The organism is Promicromonospora citrea (assembly GCF_013004695.1).
In the GTDB taxonomy this organism is placed as follows: domain Bacteria; phylum Actinomycetota; class Actinomycetes; order Actinomycetales; family Cellulomonadaceae; genus Promicromonospora; species Promicromonospora citrea.
In genome coordinates this window covers 1-15217 of sequence record NZ_JABEMG010000008.1, presented here as the reverse complement: position 1 = coordinate 15217, position 15217 = coordinate 1, and the positions used below count along the sequence as shown (strand labels likewise).

General features: G+C 73.7%; 13 protein-coding genes, 3 tRNA genes and 1 riboswitch. Of the genes, 5 read left to right on the top strand and 11 right to left on the bottom strand.

Features of this window, described 5'->3' with window-relative positions; genetic code table 11:
- Window positions 1-189: 189 nt before the first annotated feature.
- Window positions 190-1425: an MFS transporter gene (locus tag HLB15_RS23930; RefSeq protein WP_171103600.1), complete on the bottom strand. Its 1236-nt coding sequence runs from the start codon at window positions 1423-1425 to the stop codon at window positions 190-192.
- A 90-nt stretch (window positions 1426-1515) separates the two neighbouring features.
- On the opposite strand from HLB15_RS23930, the gene HLB15_RS03125 reads away from it, so the two are divergent.
- A complete protein-coding gene (locus HLB15_RS03125; protein ID WP_171103598.1) occupies window positions 1516-2649 on the top strand; it encodes a LacI family DNA-binding transcriptional regulator in 1134 nt (377 codons plus the stop codon).
- A 63-nt stretch (window positions 2650-2712) separates the two neighbouring features.
- Here the strand turns inward: HLB15_RS03125 and thiC are convergent, their stop codons facing one another.
- Window positions 2713-4446 carry a phosphomethylpyrimidine synthase ThiC gene (thiC, locus tag HLB15_RS03120; RefSeq protein ID WP_171103596.1) on the bottom strand — a complete coding sequence of 578 codons (1734 nt, stop codon included), beginning with the start codon at window positions 4444-4446 and terminating at the stop codon, window positions 2713-2715.
- Window positions 4441-4546, bottom strand: a riboswitch (TPP riboswitch). (Overlaps the previous gene by 6 nt.)
- 131 nt (window positions 4547-4677) lie before the next feature.
- Here thiC and HLB15_RS03115 point away from each other — a divergent pair.
- Window positions 4678-6009 carry a C39 family peptidase gene (locus HLB15_RS03115; RefSeq protein ID WP_212759446.1) on the top strand — a complete coding sequence of 444 codons (1332 nt, stop codon included), beginning with the start codon at window positions 4678-4680 and terminating at the stop codon, window positions 6007-6009.
- Window positions 6010-6078: 69 nt separating this feature from the next.
- Here the strand turns inward: HLB15_RS03115 and HLB15_RS03110 are convergent, their stop codons facing one another.
- From HLB15_RS03110 to HLB15_RS03085, 6 genes are all read right to left on the bottom strand, one after another.
- Window positions 6079-8307 (bottom strand): N-acetylmuramoyl-L-alanine amidase, encoded by a 2229-nt coding sequence (locus HLB15_RS03110; RefSeq protein ID WP_212759445.1) that lies wholly within the window; start codon window positions 8305-8307, stop codon window positions 6079-6081.
- Window positions 8308-8414: 107 nt separating this feature from the next.
- Entirely contained in the window at window positions 8415-8837 is a 423-nt protein-coding gene (locus HLB15_RS03105) for a MaoC family dehydratase (RefSeq protein ID WP_171103594.1), read from the bottom strand.
- Complete coding sequence (locus tag HLB15_RS03100; protein ID WP_171103592.1) at window positions 8834-9319, bottom strand: FAS1-like dehydratase domain-containing protein; 486 nt, start codon at window positions 9317-9319, stop codon at window positions 8834-8836. Before HLB15_RS03100 ends, HLB15_RS03105 begins: the two co-directional genes overlap by 4 nt.
- A 22-nt stretch (window positions 9320-9341) precedes the next feature.
- Window positions 9342-9512, bottom strand: coding sequence for a 50S ribosomal protein L33 (rpmG, locus tag HLB15_RS03095; RefSeq protein WP_013837798.1), 171 nt, complete (start codon window positions 9510-9512; stop codon window positions 9342-9344).
- Window positions 9513-9595: 83 nt separating this feature from the next.
- A tRNA-Met gene (locus HLB15_RS03090) sits at window positions 9596-9672 on the bottom strand.
- A 51-nt stretch (window positions 9673-9723) separates the two neighbouring features.
- Window positions 9724-9796 (bottom strand) — tRNA-Thr (locus tag HLB15_RS03085).
- Window positions 9797-9905: 109 nt separating this feature from the next.
- On the opposite strand from HLB15_RS03085, the gene HLB15_RS03080 reads away from it, so the two are divergent.
- Window positions 9906-10412 carry an alpha/beta hydrolase family protein gene (locus HLB15_RS03080; RefSeq protein ID WP_171103590.1) on the top strand — a complete coding sequence of 169 codons (507 nt, stop codon included), beginning with the start codon at window positions 9906-9908 and terminating at the stop codon, window positions 10410-10412.
- Between the two features lie 137 nt (window positions 10413-10549).
- Here HLB15_RS03080 and HLB15_RS03075 read toward each other — a convergent pair.
- Window positions 10550-10631 (bottom strand) — tRNA-Tyr (locus tag HLB15_RS03075).
- 124 nt (window positions 10632-10755) lie between these two features.
- Here HLB15_RS03075 and rarD point away from each other — a divergent pair.
- Window positions 10756-11664 carry an EamA family transporter RarD gene (gene rarD, locus HLB15_RS03070; RefSeq protein WP_171103588.1) on the top strand — a complete coding sequence of 303 codons (909 nt, stop codon included), beginning with the start codon at window positions 10756-10758 and terminating at the stop codon, window positions 11662-11664.
- Window positions 11665-11703: 39 nt separating this feature from the next.
- On the opposite strand, the gene HLB15_RS03065 is transcribed toward rarD, so the two are convergent.
- Both HLB15_RS03065 and HLB15_RS03060 read right to left on the bottom strand, forming a co-directional pair.
- Window positions 11704-13617 carry an SGNH/GDSL hydrolase family protein gene (locus HLB15_RS03065; protein WP_171103586.1) on the bottom strand — a complete coding sequence of 638 codons (1914 nt, stop codon included), beginning with the start codon at window positions 13615-13617 and terminating at the stop codon, window positions 11704-11706.
- Window positions 13618-13619: 2 nt separating this feature from the next.
- Window positions 13620-14303, bottom strand: a complete 684-nt coding sequence (locus tag HLB15_RS03060; protein ID WP_171103584.1) for a polysaccharide deacetylase family protein — start codon at window positions 14301-14303, stop codon at window positions 13620-13622.
- 112 nt (window positions 14304-14415) lie between these two features.
- Between HLB15_RS03060 and HLB15_RS03055 the strand changes: the two genes are divergently transcribed.
- Window positions 14416-15093 (top strand): response regulator, encoded by a 678-nt coding sequence (locus tag HLB15_RS03055; RefSeq protein ID WP_171103581.1) that lies wholly within the window; start codon window positions 14416-14418, stop codon window positions 15091-15093.
- Window positions 15094-15217: the final 124 nt, after the last annotated feature.

The following is a 15217-nucleotide window of genomic DNA, read 5'->3' as shown; positions in this document are numbered from 1 at the left end:
ATGGGCTCACCGTGCAAGCCTATCTACCTGTCGCGTTGGATTTGTGCACATCTTCGACATGCCCTGGGTGATGTCTGTCGTTTCTGGAACCTTCCGGTGTCCGCGAACGTGTTCAATGCCCGCGGCGGCGGGCCTGCCCGGCGGCCCCGGGTGCCCGGCGCGCCTGCACCACTCCTTCACACGCCGAGATCACTCCCGCCGCAGCCCCGAACCGGGCAGCGGCCGCACCGAGCGGGCGACGGCCAGACCGAGCACCATCGGCACCAGGAGGACGAGCACCGCGAGGCGGTAGCCCGTCGTGTGCGCCACGAAGCCGATGAGCGGCGGCCCGACGAAGAACGCGGTGTACGCGATGGTCGAGACGGCGGCCACCCGCATGGCCGCGCGCCGCGGGTCGTCGGACGCCGCGCTCATGCCCATGGGGAAGCCGAGCGCCGCGCCGAGGCCCCACAGGGCGACGCCCACGAGAGCGAGCCAGAGGTACGGCACCAGGGCGAACGTCAGCACGCCGGCGAACGCGAACAGCGTCGAGAGCACGAGCACCGGGACGCGGCCGTACCGGTCGATGGCACGGGTGCCGGCCAGCCGCGCCGCGGTCATCGCCGTGAGGAAGACGGCGAGGCCCACGGCGCCCAGGCCGTCGGAGGTGCCGAACCCGTCGACCACCGCGAGGCTCACCCAGTCGTTGGCCACGCCCTCCGTGAGCGCCGCGGCGAGCACGACCAGACCGATCGCCAGCGTGCGGGACTCGCGCCAGGCCGCGAGCAGGCCCGCGATGCCCGACGACGGCGGGGTCACGGCGCCCGGGTCGGCCGTCCCGGCGGCCGCTCCGGCGGCGCCGTCGGGCAGCGCCGCACCGACCACGGCGGGCGTGAAGAACCGCACCGCGACCACCACGGAGGCGAACGCGAGCGCACCGGCGCCGATCACGTGCCAGGCCACCGGGACGCCGGCGGTCGCCACCAGCGCACCCACCCCCGCCCCCACCACGGTGCCGAACGAGAAGCCGGCGTGGAAGACCGGCATCACGGCGCGGCCGAGGCGCTGCTCGACGGTCGCGCCCTCGAGGTTCATGGCCGCGTCCCACACGCCCGCGCCCACACCGAACAGGACCAGGCCGATCCGCACCGCGATGTGCTCCCCCGCCGCGACGCCGAGCCCCGCGACGGTCAGGCCCGCGACCAGGATCCCCGCGGAGAGCAGGATGGTCCGCGCCGTGCCGATCCGCTCGGCGACCAGGCCGGACAGCGGGATCGCCGCGACGGACCCGATGGAGCCGGTGAGCAGCAGCAGGCCCATGTCCTGCTCGGAGAACGAGAGGCCGTCACGGACGGCGGGGAGGCGGGACGCCCAGCTCGCGAACGCGAACCCGCTCGCGGCGAAGACGGCGAAGACCGCGCGAGCGGCGGCGTGTGCAGTAGGCACGGAACTCCTTGGTGCGATTGAATCTCCCGACCGTAAGCCACAATCTGGGATGAGCCCAGCAGATTCCCCTGGACCGAGAGCAGGAACGTGATGAGCCGCCAGAACGTACGACCGACCCTCGCGAGGGTCGCCGAGCTGGCAGGCGTGTCCGTCTCCACCGCGTCGCTGGCGTTCTCCGGCGCCGGGCCGATCACGCCGGAGACCCGCGAGAAGGTGCTGGCCGCCGCGCGCGAGCTCGACTACTCGGGGCCCAACCCCCTGGGCAGGCAGCTGCGGTCGGGGCGGTCGGGCATCGTGGGCGTCGTGATCGGCGACCAGCTCGGCCGGTCGTTCCGCGACCCGGTGTCGACGCAGGTGCTGCACGGCCTCGTCTCGGCGATCGGCGAGCAGGGGCTGGGGGTGCTGCTCATCCCCGGCATGCCGCAGGGTGCGACCGCGCAGTCGGTCGGCGCCGCCGCGGGGGCCGCGCTGCCCACCGCCGTCGACCCGCTGGTCGAGGCCGCCGCGATGGACGTCGCCGTGCTCGTGTGGGGCACCCTGCCGGACGACCCCAACCTCGCGGCGCTGCAGCGCCGCGGCGTCCCCGTCGTCATCGGCGAGGGGCAGGACGTGCCGGGCGTGCCCGTCGTGGGCGTCGAGGACCGGCACGGCGCCGCCGAGGCCGTGCGGCACCTCGTCGAGCTGGGGCACACCCGGATCGCGGAGATCGCGCTGCCGTTCGGCCGCGACGAGCGGTCGGGGCTGGTCGACGCCGACCGTCTCGCCGCCGCCGAGCGCACCCCGACCCGCAACCGGCTGGCCGGCGTGCGCGACGTCGTCGAGCCGGTGATGTCGTGGGAGACGCCGGCCTCGCTCGTGGAGCACGGGCGCGACGCGGCGACGGAGATCCTCTCGGAGTGGGCCCCGGCGCGGGACCGGCCGACGGCGATCGTGGCGCACTCGGACCTGCTCGCCGCCGGTGCGGTGATCGCCGCCCGCGAGCTGGGGCTGCGTGTGCCCGAGGACGTGTCCGTCGCCGGGTTCGACGGGCTCGACCTGCCGTGGCTCTCCCCCGACGTGCTCACCAGCGTGCACCAGCCGCTGGTCGAGAAGGGCCGGGCGCTGGGCAACGCCGTCGTCGCGCTGCTGGCGGGCGAGGAGCCGGAGTCGGTGACCCTCCCGGTCAACCTGGTCGAGGGCACGACCACGGGCCCGGTCCCGGACCTGACCGACCCGACCCGCTGAGTGCGGGACCGTCGCCCTCCCGGCACACACCGAGGAGGGCGACGATCCCGCACCCGGCGAGGGTTACGGGCGGTGGGTGGGGTGCGGGAGGTAGACCTCGCCGCCCGCGGCCCGGAACTCCTGCGACTTCGCCGCCATGCCGACGAGCGCCTCCTGGGCCTGGGCCCCGCCGAACTCGTCGCGGATGTCCTGCGAGATGCGCATCGAGCAGAACTTGGGGCCGCACATCGAGCAGAAGTGCGCGGTCTTGGCCGCCTCCGCCGGGAGCGTCTCGTCGTGGTACGCCTCGGCGAGCTCGGGGTCGAGCGACAGGTTGAACTGGTCGCGCCAGCGGAACTCGAAGCGGGCCTTGGACAGCGCGTCGTCGCGGTCGCGGGCACCGGGGTGCCCCTTGGCGACGTCGGCGGCGTGCGCGGCGATCTTGTAGGTGACGACGCCGGTGCGCACGTCGTCGCGGTCGGGCAGGCCGAGGTGCTCCTTGGGCGTGACGTAGCAGAGCATCGCGGTACCGTAGCGGGCGATCTCGGTGGCGCCGATGGCCGAGGTGATGTGGTCGTACCCGGGCGCGACGTCGGTGACGAGCGGCCCGAGCGTGTAGAACGGGGCGCCGTCGCAGAGCTCCTGCTGCCGCTCCACGTTCTCGCGCACGAGATGGAACGGGATGTGGCCGGGCCCCTCGACCATGACCTGGACGTCGTGCTCCCAGGCGCGGTGGGTGAGCTCGGCGAGGGTGTCGAGCTCGGCGAACTGGGCGGCGTCGTTGGCGTCGGCGATCGAGCCCGGGCGCAGGCCGTCGCCGAGCGAGAAGGCGACGTCGTAGGCGGCGAAGATCTCGCAGAGCTCGTCGAAGTGGGTGTAGAGGAAGTTCTCCTGGTGGTGCGCGAGGCACCAGCCCGCCATGATCGAGCCGCCGCGGCTGACGATGCCGGTCACGCGGTCGGCGGTCAGCGGCACGTAGCGCAGGAGCACGCCCGCGTGCACGGTCATGTAGTCGACGCCCTGCTCGGCCTGCTCGATCACGGTGTCGCGGTAGACCTCCCAGGTCAGCGCGCTCGCGTCGCCGTTCACCTTCTCGAGCGCCTGGTAGATCGGCACGGTACCGATCGGCACAGGCGAGTTGCGCAGGATCCACTCGCGCGTGGTGTGGATGTCGTCGCCGGTGGACAGGTCCATGACGGTGTCGGCGCCCCACGTCGTGGCCCACTGGAGCTTCTCCACCTCCTGGGCGATGGAGCTGTGGACGGCCGAGTTGCCGATGTTCGCGTTGACCTTCACGAGGAACGCCCTGCCGATGATCATCGGCTCGGACTCGGGGTGGTTCACGTTGTTCGGGATGATCGCGCGGCCGGCGGCGACCTCGCTGCGGACCAGCTCGACGTCGCAGCCCTCGCGGACGGCGACGTACCGCATCTCGGGGGTGATCACGCCCTGGCGCGCGTAGTGCATCTGCGTCACGGTGCGGCCGGGCAGCGCGCGCCGGGGACGGCGTCGTTCGCCCTGCCACTCCTGGGAGGCGGCGCCGCGACGGACGGCGCCGCGCCCGTCGTCGGCCAGGTCGCGCCTGCGGCCGTCGTACTCCTCGGTGTCACCCCGCGCGACGACCCAGGGTTCGCGCGCCGGGGCCAGGCCGCGTACCGGGTCGGAGCCCGGGCCCTGCGTGCGGTAGACGCGCACGGGGTCGTTGGGCGTGCCGTCGGGCGACGGCGCCAGCGTGATCTCGGTGACGGGGACCCGGAGGTCCGGGTCGTGGGCGTCCTGCTCGTACGCGAGCGTGCGGGACGGGGTGTGCTCCATCATCAGACTCCTGCTTCCTACGCCGGTGTTAACCGGACAGGTTCAACGGTCCCGGGCCGTCCAGCCCGATCTCAGCCCCTGCGCGGGGCACCCGTGGGATCGCCGACGACGGTAGCACCGCGCCACCCGCCCTGTCCCGGATCAGGGCATTTCTCTTCTGCCGAGCCGGTCACTCTGGTAAAGAGAGTCCAGGACTGGTTCACGCGGGTGTGCGCCCGGGACACGGAGGCAGGGATGTCGACAAGGGGAAGGCTGCGGACCACGGTGTTCGCGCTGGCGACGACGGGAGCGCTCGTGATGCAGGCAGGAGTGGCGGCGGGAGCCGCGACGGGGACGCCGGACGCCGCGGCATCGGACAACCAGATCACGCTCACGGCGTGGGACGGCGTCCGCGAGCTGCGCGCCGGGCGGACGACGAACCTGCGGCCCGGGCCGCACGACGGGCTGGTGCTGCGCGGCCGCGGGGAGGTCGTCGAGTACACGGACCCGTTCGGCGACGGCACGCCGGTGCGCTACGAGACCGGCCGGTGGACGTCGCCGGTGGTCGAGACGGGGTACGCGGTCGACGAGTCGGTGACGTCGTGGACGGCTGAGACCCCGACGGGCACGTGGGTCGAGGTCGAGTTCCGCGGACGCAAGGCCGACGGCGCGTGGACGAAGTGGTTCGTCATGGGGCGCTGGGCCTCGGGCGCCGACCACGCCCCGGAGCGCGGCGTGGGGGACATCCACCGCACGTCGGTCGACGGGCAGACCGACGACGACGCGTACCTGTTCACCGACACCTACGTCGCGAAGTCGGGCCACGAGCCGGAGGCGTTCCAGACCCGCGTGACCCTGTACCGGCCGGAGGGCAGCACGACGTCGCCGCGCCTGGACTCGGTGAGCACGATGACCAACGAGTACCTGCCGGACGCGCACTACACCGGCACGTCCGGTTTCACGCTGGGCCGTGAGCTGGTGCTCGACGTGCCGCAGCTCAGCCAGAACATCCACCGCGGCGAGTACCCCGAGTTCGGGGGCGGCGGGCAGGTGTGGTGCTCGCCGACGTCGTCGACCATGGTGCTGTACTCCTACGGGCGCGAGGTGCCGGCCGACGAGCTCGAGGGCATCGAGGCGCCCAACGGTGACCCGCAGGTCGACTACGCCGCGATGCACACGTGGGACCACACGTACGAGGGCGCGGGCAACTGGGCGTTCAACGCGGCCTACGCCGGCACGTTCGGGGTCGACGCGTTCGTGACGCGGCTGCGCTCGCTCGCGGAGGCGGAGCGGTTCATCGAGGCGGGGATCCCGCTGGTCGTGTCGATCAACTTCACCGCCGAGGAGATGCCGGAGGCCGGGTACGAGACGAACGGCCACCTCGTGGTGCTGCGCGGGTTCACCGCCGACGGCGACCCGGTGATCAACGACCCGAACAAGGCGTCCAACGAGGACGTGCGGGTCGTGTACACGCGCGAGAACTTCGAGCGGGTGTGGCAGACGTCGACCGACGGCCTGACGTACGTCTTCCACCCGGAGGACGTCCCCCTGCCGGCCTCGGTCCCGGGCACCACCCCGAACTGGTGACCGCTGAGTGCGGGATCCTCGCCCTTCCGCCACACGGCACAGGGCGAGGATCCCGCACTCGACCGGAGGTCAGGGGACGCGGACCGGGGGCGAGACGTACGTCGCCGCCGCGTGACCCGGGGCCGTGACCGTGACCTCGACCTGGAGCTCGGCGCCCCGGTCGCGGCCCGTCACCAGGTAACGGGCGCCGACCGCGTGCCGCACCGGCTCGCCGTCGCGCAGCCAGTGGTAGCGCACCCGGACGTCCGCCGGCACGTACGTGCCGGGCCGCGCCGTCAGGACCCTGCCCGGGCGCGCCGTGCCCTCGATCGACGGGGCCGTCACATCGGCGACGACCGCGTCGTGCAGCTCGACGTCGGCGGCGCGCACGAACACGTGGCGGTGCCCGAGCCAGAGCTGGTGGTAGACGTCGTCGCCACGGACGACCGTCCGGTCACCCGGACCCGAGCCGTCGAACGTCGCGGCGCGGTAGTAGTCGGACGGCACGTCGTCGTCCGCGACCGCGTACGTCTGGCCGACCCCGACCGTGTACTCGATCGGCGTGACCTCCTGGACCGGCACGTCGGGGTGCGCCGCGTAGGCCGCGACCTCGGGATACGCACGGCCGTAGACCGGCGCCGGGACGTCGCCCGGCACGGTGACCGTCTTCGCCGTCGCCGGCACGACCACCGGACGGTCCGCCGGGTTGTGCAGCCAGGCCGGCGAACCGGCCCACCAGACGCCCAGCCAGTCGCCCTCGACCTGGTCGACGACGAGCTTGTGCCCCGACTGCACGCGGGCGCTCACGTCGCTCGCGAAGGTCGTGCCGTCCGAGCCGTCCGGCTTCCAGCCCGGGTCCCTGGCCAGCGGCGCGTCCGTCGACGGCTCCTGGTAGAGGTAGCGGAAGTTCGTGCCCGCGCCCTCGACGCAGTCGCCCGAGCCCGGCGAGGCCTCCTCGCAGCCGGTCACCGTGTTCGGGTTGTCGGCGTAGCCGGTCCGCACCTCGACGACGTCCCCCGGCGCGACGTCCGTCGTCGCCTCGAGGTCACCGCCGATCGGCGCGCCCAGCAGCTCGAAGTAGTGGTCCCAGTCCCAGTACGGGCCCGGGTCCCAGTGCACGTTCTGCGTGTAGCCGGGCAGGATGCCGGGCACCTGGTCGTGGCCCATGACGTGCGCCCTGTCGAGCGGGATGTCATGCTCGGCCGCGAGGTGGCGCACCAGCGCCGCCGACGACTGGTACATCGCCTCCGTGAACCACGTGCCGGTCCCCGCCCAGCCCTCGTGCTCGAGGCCGATCGAGTGCATGTTGAAGAACCAGTTGCCCGCGTGCCAGCCGACGTCGGCCGGGTCGAGGTGGTTGGCGATGTGCCCGTCCGTTGAGCGCAGCGTGTAGTTCCAGGCCAGGTAGGTCGGGTCCTGCACGAGGTTCACGCTCGGCTGGTAGGCCGTCTCGGTGTCGTGGATGACGATGTAGTCGAGGCTCGGGCCGCCCGTGCCCGTGCGGTCGGCCTGGTCGTGGTTGCCGTAGTCGCCGGTGCCGTCCGGCAGGTCGGGCGAGCCCTTCTCGTACGGTGCGGGCAGCCACTCGCAGTCCAGCTCCGCCGGGCAGTCGGCCTCCGGGTCGCCGGCGGCTTCCGGCACGACGACGTCGGAGCGCGCCGCGAGGATCACCGCGCCGTCGGCCGGGGTGGTCGTGCCCGCGCCGTCGTGCAGCGTGCGGTAGACGTGCGCCGCGAAGCCGTCGACGTCGCTCATCCGGGACACGGCGCCCTCCCAGGCGGCCAGGCCGGCGGCATCGGCCGCGCCCGCGTGCTCCGCCTGCGCCTGGTACAAGGCGAGCAGCGCGGCGCCGCCGCACACGTTCGCCTGGGCGTCGGCCCTGAGGGCCGCCTCGGACAGTCCGGTCAGCGCCGCGGCGCGGGCAAGCTCGGAGGTGCCCGCCCGCTCGGCACCGTCCTTGTCGGTGACGGCGGACGCGGGCAGGCCCGGCCCCTGGGCGTGCCCCGACGGCGCCGCTGCCGCGAGGTTGAACACCCCGTAGCCGCCCTCGACGCTCGCCTCGCCGGCGTGCTGGTCCCAGCGGGACTCGAGGTAGGAGACGGCCTTGAGGAGGTCGGCGGGCACGCCGGTCATCTCGGACGCCGCAGCGAACGACTCGTCGAGCGACCCGGCGGCGAGCACGGAGGCGCAGTCGACGGTCGCGCCGGTCGACGCGGGGGCGGGGTCGGCCGCCGGAGCGGCTGCTGCGGAGAGCGGGATCAGCGGGAGCAGCACCCCGGCCGCTGCGGCCAGGGCGGTGGAACGTCGTCGTGACGTCACGCGGATGGTCCTCTCGTCGGGCCGGATGAAATTCCGGACGAGAGCATCACACCCGATCAGCCGCGCGGAGAGAACCCCCGGGGTGAAAAAACTTGGTCTGCTGCGGGTCAGAGCCGCACGAGCGCCTGGGCGCGCCCCAGAACCTTGGCGCCGTCCACCGTGACGGCCAGGTCGACGCGGACGGTGCCCGCCTCGGCGTCGAGGGCGCCGACGGTACCGGTGACCTCGATGGTCGCTTCGCCCGGGTCCGGGACCTCGACGGGCTTCGTGAACCGCGTCTGGTAGTCGACGACGGCGCCCGGGTCGCCCGCCCAGTCGACGACGACGTTGACGACGGTGCCCATGGTGAGCATGCCGTGCGCGATGACGCCCGGCAGGCCGGCCTCGCGGGCGACGCGGTCGCTCCAGTGGATCGGGTTGCGGTCGCCGCTCGCACCGGCATAGCGGACGAGGGCCGCGCGGTCGAACGTCACGACGCGCTGGCCGATCACGTCGCCGACCGACAGGGTCGCGATGTCAGGGCGGGTCATGCGTCCTCACCTCGGATCGCGAGCGTGGAGACGACCGTGGCGACGTGCTCGCCGGGCGAGTCCGCCTCGGGCGACGGCACCTCGACCTGCTGCGGCATGGCGTAGAGCTCGCAGCGCGTCGTCACCATGCTGATGGCGCCGCGCGACACGATGCGGTCCACGTGCAGCACGGTCGTCAGCTCGTCGCCCGCCACGATCGGCCGGTGGTGCGTGAAGCGCTCGTCCGCGTGGACCACGCGGGAGAAGTCGATGTCGGCCTCGGGGTCCTGGATGTACTGCGCCTCGCTGCGCTGCGCCACGACCACCGCGAAGGTGGGCGGGGCGACCAGGTCCGGATAGCCCGAACCCCGCGCCGCCACGAGGTCGTGGTGCGCGGGGTGGGTGGCACCGACTGCTGTGGCGAACTCGCGGATCTTCTCGCGGCCTACGGAGTAGGGGGCGTCGGCCGGGTAGACCCGGCCCTCGAAGTCAGCGTTCGCCACGTCGGTGTGAACCTGCCTGGACTCAGCGGGTCTCGCGGTGCGAGGTGTGCTTGCCGCAGCGCGGGCAGAACTTCGCCAACTCCAGGCGGTCGGGGTCGTTGCGGCGGTTCTTCTTCGTGATGTAGTTCCGCTCCTTGCAGTCCACGCAGGCCAGCGTGATCTTCGGGCGGACGTCCGCGCTCTTGCTTGCCATGGCTCTCACCTCCGCGCCTCGAGAGGGAGGCGCCATGTGTGTTCTCGTCGTCCGGCACAGGACACCGGACGGGTCTACTTGCTTGGTAGCGAGGGCGGGGCTCGAACCCGCGACCTCACGATTATGAGTCGTGCGCTCTGACCAGCTGAGCTACCCCGCCGCGCGTGACTCAACGCGAGGCCGCCCGGAGGCGACCCCGCGTCGATCACAGAGCCCCGAAAGGGAATCGAACCCTTGACCTTCTCCTTACCATGGAGATGCTCTGCCGACTGAGCTATCGGGGCGCGAGGAAGACTCTACATGCCCTCCGGCCTGGCGTGAAATCGAATCGGGTGTGAGGTGCGCCGCGCGTGGTGGGGAGCGAGTTCCCACCACTCCGTAGAGTTCCGGCCCATGGACGAGACCCGGCTCTCCGCCCCTGAAGGAGTGCGTTTCCTGCCCGACGACCCGACCGGCGTCGGCGTCCTCGTCCTCGCCGGATCCAGCGGTCGGATCGACGCCGCGCCCCTGCCCTTCGTCCCGCTCGACCGTCGGCGGGCCCCGGCCACGCACCCGCCGGAGTTCCGCGAGCTGTACGCCGCATCCCGCGCTGCCCACCCCGACCATGCTGTCGCGGCAGCCATCCCCGTCGAACGGATCCGGGAGGTTCTCGTCGTCGCCGGCGGCGACTACCGGGTCTGGGACCCGGTCGACCACGCGCGCCGCATCGCCGGGCGGAGGGACCAGGCGGGGCTGCCGACCACGGTCGTCGACCACACGACGGCCGGCCACCGGGCAGCCCTGCCCGGCGAGCAGGCACCGACGGCAGGCCTGGACATCGCCCGCGGCGGCTCGGCGGAGGCCGACGCGCGGCTCGGCGCCATGGCCTGGCCGGCGCTGGTGCGGCTCGTGCGCCCGTAGACGGAGCGTGGCGTCGAGGCCGGGGTGTCCGTTGGGCCAGGACGTGGGGCCGGTGGCCGCGATGTGCGGCCACGCCCCCGACGACGACGTAGGGCCTGGCCAGAGTCTTCCCTGGTCAGGCCCTACGGTGCTTCACGTGGCTGGTGAGGGATTCGAACCCCCGAAGGCGAAGCCGTCTGATTTACAGTCAGATCCCTTTGGCCGCTCGGGCAACCAGCCGTGAACGGTGCCGAGCATATCCCCCCGAGGCCCCGCGCGAGAAATCGAAACCCGCGCCCCTCGGGTGACGAGCCCCACAGCCCGGTGGGGGCCCGCAGGAGCCCGCGCGACCTATCGTGACGGCGTGACAGGAAACCAGGACCGCTGGGGCCTTCCCCTCGGTGTCGGCGCGTACGTGCTGTGGGGCGCCATGCCCCTGTTCTTCCCGCTGCTGGAGCCGGCGGGCGCGCTCGAGATCGTGGCGCACCGCATCGTGTGGAGTCTCGTCTTCTGCCTGATCGCCCTCGCCGTCCTGCGTCAGCTCGGCGGGTTCGTGACGGCGCTGCGGACGCCGCGCATCCTCGGCACGTTCACCGTGGCGGCCGTGCTGATCGTCATCAACTGGGTGGTGTACGTGTACGCCGTCCTCACCGACCGGGTGCTCGACGCGGCCCTCGGCTACTTCATCAACCCCGTCGTGACCGTGCTGCTCGGCGTGCTCGTGCTGCGCGAACGGCTCGCGCCGGTGCAGTGGCTCGCGATCGGCTTCGGCGTCGCGGCCGTCGTCGTGCTGTCCACGGGGCTGGACGGGCTGCCGTGGATCTCGCTGTGCCTCGCGCTCTCGTTCGGCCTGTACGGGCTCGTGAAGAACCGGGTGGGCCGCACGGTCGCGGCGCTGCCGGGCCTCGCGGTCGAGACGACCGTCGCGACGCCGGTCGCGCTCGGCTACCTCGTCTGGCTCGGCGGGTCGGGCACGTTCACCGGGCACGGCACCGGGCACGTGCTGCTGCTGATGTCGGCGGGCATCGTCACGGCCCTGCCGCTGCTGCTGTTCGGCGCCGCCGCGCGTCGGCTGCCCCTGTCCGTCGTCGGCATGCTGCAGTACCTGGCGCCCGCCCTGCAGTTCCTCGTCGGCCTGCTCGTCTTCCACGAGCACATGCCGCCCGCGCGGTGGGCGGGGTTCGCGCTCGTCTGGGTGGCGCTCGTGCTGCTCACCGTCGACGGCGTGCGGCGGGCCCGGCGTACGCCGCGCCCCGGACTGGACCGGGCCTGAGCCCGGTCCCGGCCCGGGACGCGACCGCGGCGGCGGACGTCAGCAGCCCGTGAACCGCGGGTCCGCCGCCCACCCGGCGTCCAGCCAGGCCTCGGGGTCCGCCGGCGCGAACCCCGGGTACCGCTGCGCGAGCTCGCCCAGCAGCCAGCCCGTGAACCGGGCGGCACCCTGCGGGCAGGTGTGGATGCCGTCGGCGCTGCGGTCGGGCACGCCGTCGCGCACGCGCTCGTAGGCCTCGCCCCACACGGGCGCGCTGTCGAGGTACACGGCGCGCCCGCCCGAGGCCTCGGCGACCTCGCGCGCGACGCGTTCGGCGCCGGCGAGCTCGTCCATGTGAGGTGCGTAGAACTCGTCGGGGCGGATGGGCGGTGAAGGGACGAGCACGAGGTCGGCCCCGGCGTCCGACACCATGCGCACCAGCCGCTCGTACCCCGCACGCTGCTCCTGAGCGGTACCCCAGTCGTAGGTGGTGAGCTGGTAGACGACGACGTCGGGCCGCGCCGTCGCGACCGCACCGGGCAGCTGCTCCCACGTCGCCTCGCCGAGCGGACCGACCACGCCACCGCCGCCGTCCGCCGCGAGCGACTCCAGCGTGACACCGGCGGCGTCGAGGGCCGCCCCGAGCGGGAGCGCCTCCCCTGCGGCGACCGAGTCACCCAGGAGCAGCACCGTCGAGATCCCGTCGCCCGCGGACCCCGCGGCGGACGAGCCGGCGGACGGGCCCGCCACCGCGTCCGCGTCGACGACGGGCGCCACCGGCCGGGGCACGACGACCCAGAACAGGGCGAGCGCCGCCGTCGTCGCGACGAGCGCCACGAGCCCGGTGCGCCCGCGCGCCCAGCCCGCTCGGAAGCGCACCGGGTTCTCGACGAGCACGGTGGACAGGGCCGCGAGCGCCAGCGACACCGCGCACACGACGAGGGTGCGGGGCCAGCCGTCCAGGCCGAGCCGGTCCTCGGAGAGCAGCAGGAACACGGGCCAGTGCCAGAGGTAGAGGCTGTACGACACGAGCCCGAGGGTGCGCAGCGGCCAGGCGCCCAGCACCCGGGCGACGGCGCTGCCGGGCGCCCGGACGCAGAGCGCCACGACCAGCGCGGCAGCCAGCGAGTGGGCGAACAGTCCGCCCTGGAAGAGCCAGGGCGAGGCCTCGCCGTCGGCCACGCCCCACAGGGCGGCCACGCCGCCGGCGAGCACCAGGAGGACGACGCCGGCCCACCGGCCGACGGCGCGCCCGAGCACGTGCCGCGCCGGTGCGGTCGCCAGGAGCGCGCCGAGCAGGAGCGAGGACGCGCGGGTGTCGGTGCCGGTGTAGACACGGGTGGTGTCGGCGGGGTCGGCGAGGACCAGCACGAGGGCGAGGGAGGCGAGGGAGCCGAGCAGGGCGGCGAGGGCCACCCGCCGTCCGGCCGCACCCCCGGACCCGCGAGCGCCCCGTGCGAGCAGCAGCACGAGGACCGGCCACACCAGGTAGAACTGCTCCTCGACGGCGACGCTCCACAGGTGGCCGAAGACCCGGCCGACGCCGAACCCCTCCCAGTAGCCCGCCGACTGCCCGAGCAGGTGCCAGTTGACGAGGTTCGCCTGGACCCAGGGGCCGTCGGACAGCGCCGACCGCCGGAGGTCGGCGTCGCCGACGGCCCAGGTCGCGAGCGTGACGACGGCCAGGAGGACGGCGAGCGCGGGGAGCAGACGCCGTGCACGGCGGGCCCAGAAGGCGGGTAGCGAGACGGTGCCCGTCGCCTCGACCTCGCGCAGGAGCAGGTCGGTGATGAGGTAGCCGGACAGGGCGAAGAACAGGTCGACACCGAGGAAACCGCCGCCGAGATGGCCGGCGTGGAAGAGCAGCACGCCGGCGATCGCGACGCCGCGCAGGCCGTCGAGCGCCGGCAGGTGCTCCCGGCGTCCGGCGTCGCGTGGTGCCGCGGTGCGCGGGGCGGCGAGGGTCGCACCCATGGTCAGCAACCCGGCACGACGTCGAAGGTCCAGCCGTCGGCGGCCAGCCGCGGGAGGGCCTGGCGGAGGGCGTCGACGGTCTGCGTGCGGTCGCCGCCGCCGTCGTGGAGCAGCACGACGGCGCCGCGGGGTGCCGCGAGGATCCGCTCGGCGATGACGTCGGCGCCCGGGCGGGACCAGTCGGCGGGGTCGACGGTCCAGAGCACCTGCTCGGTGCCGCGGGCGGCGAGGTCGGCGGCGACGGCGTCGTCGGTGGCGCCGTAGGGCGGTCGGACGCAGGGGCTCTCGGAGCCGAGGCTGCGCAGGAGGTCGGCGGTGGGCTCGAGCTCCTGGGCGCGGGCGTCGGCGTCGAGGCCGGTGAGGTTCGCGTGGTTCCAGGTGTGGTTGGCCAGCGCGTGCCCCTCGGCGACGATGCGGCGGCCGAGGTCGGTGTGCCGGGCCAGGTTCTGGCCGAGCGCGAAGAAGACGGCCTTGCCGTCGTGCGCGCGCAGGAGGTCGAGGATCTCGACGGTCTCGTCCCCCGGGCCGTCGTCGAACGTCAGGTAGAGCACCTTCGGCTCGGCGGCCGCGGCGTCGGCCGGGCGGAGGGCACCGGCGGCCGCGCAGCCTGCCGCGAGGACGGGCAGGGTCAGGAGCAGGGCGAGAGCGGCGAGGAGCCGTCGTGGTCGTGCCGATGTCCGTGTCATGCCTGCCACGCTCGGGCGCGCAGGTCCCCGCGCCGTCGTCGCCGTGTCGCAACCGTGTCGCAGAACGGCGGGAGGCGTGGTCCGGCCCGGACGGCTCCTCGATACTGGAGCCATGTCGCGCATCCTGCTGATCGAGGACGACCATGCCGTCCGGGTCGGTCTGGCGACGGCGCTGGGGCGGTACGGGCACGACGTGGTGGCCACGGCGACCGGCGAGGAGGGCCTGCGGCGGCACGCGCAGGACGCGGCGGAGCTCGTGGTGCTCGACCTCATGCTGCCCGGCATCGACGGCTTCGAGGTGTGCCGCAGGATCCGCGCGGCCGGGACGGTGCCCATCGTGATGCTCACGGCCCGCGGCGACGACATCGACGTCGTGAGCGGGCTGGAGGCGGGCGCGGACGACTACGTCGTCAAGCCGGTCGAGCCGCGCGTGGTCGACGCACGGATCCGAGCGGTGCTGCGCCGTGCGGCGCCCGCCGCGCCGGGGCGGACGTCGGCGTGGGGCGACCTGGTGATCGACCGCGCGGCGATGACGGTGACCCGGGCGGGCCGGCCGGTGGCGATGACGCCGACCGAGCTGCGGCTCCTGCTCGAGCTGTCGGCGTCGCCGGGCCAGGTGCTGAGCAGGCAGCAGCTCCTCCGGACGGTGTGGGAGCACTCCTACCTCGGGGACTCACGCCTCGTGGACAACGGCGTGCAGCGGCTGCGCGCGAAGATCGAGACCGACCCGTCCTCCCCCGTCTACATCCAGACGGTGCGCGGGTTCGGCTACCGGTTCGGGCCGGTGTAGGGGCGTGGACGCCCTGCGGACGGACGAGGGCCGGGCCGGGCGGCGCCGGCGGCCGTGGAGCCTGCGCGCCCGGATGGTCCTGGCGTTCGTCGCGGTCGCGATGGCGACCGCGGCGGCCGCGGCG

Coding starts and splice junctions, on each gene's coding strand:
- HLB15_RS03080 (WP_171103590.1), top strand. CDS start 9,906: ATGGACGAGACCCGGCTCTCCGCCCCTGAAGGAGTGCGTTTCCTGCCC.
- HLB15_RS03125 (WP_171103598.1), top strand. CDS start 1,516: ATGAGCCGCCAGAACGTACGACCGACCCTCGCGAGGGTCGCCGAGCTG.
- HLB15_RS03065 (WP_171103586.1), bottom strand. CDS start 13,617: ATGGGTGCGACCCTCGCCGCCCCGCGCACCGCGGCACCACGCGACGCC.
- HLB15_RS03115 (WP_212759446.1), top strand. CDS start 4,678: ATGTCGACAAGGGGAAGGCTGCGGACCACGGTGTTCGCGCTGGCGACG.
- HLB15_RS03060 (WP_171103584.1), bottom strand. CDS start 14,303: ATGACACGGACATCGGCACGACCACGACGGCTCCTCGCCGCTCTCGCC.
- HLB15_RS03105 (WP_171103594.1), bottom strand. CDS start 8,837: ATGACCCGCCCTGACATCGCGACCCTGTCGGTCGGCGACGTGATCGGC.
- rpmG (WP_013837798.1), bottom strand. CDS start 9,512: ATGGCAAGCAAGAGCGCGGACGTCCGCCCGAAGATCACGCTGGCCTGC.
- HLB15_RS03055 (WP_171103581.1), top strand. CDS start 14,416: ATGTCGCGCATCCTGCTGATCGAGGACGACCATGCCGTCCGGGTCGGT.
- thiC (WP_171103596.1), bottom strand. CDS start 4,446: ATGATGGAGCACACCCCGTCCCGCACGCTCGCGTACGAGCAGGACGCC.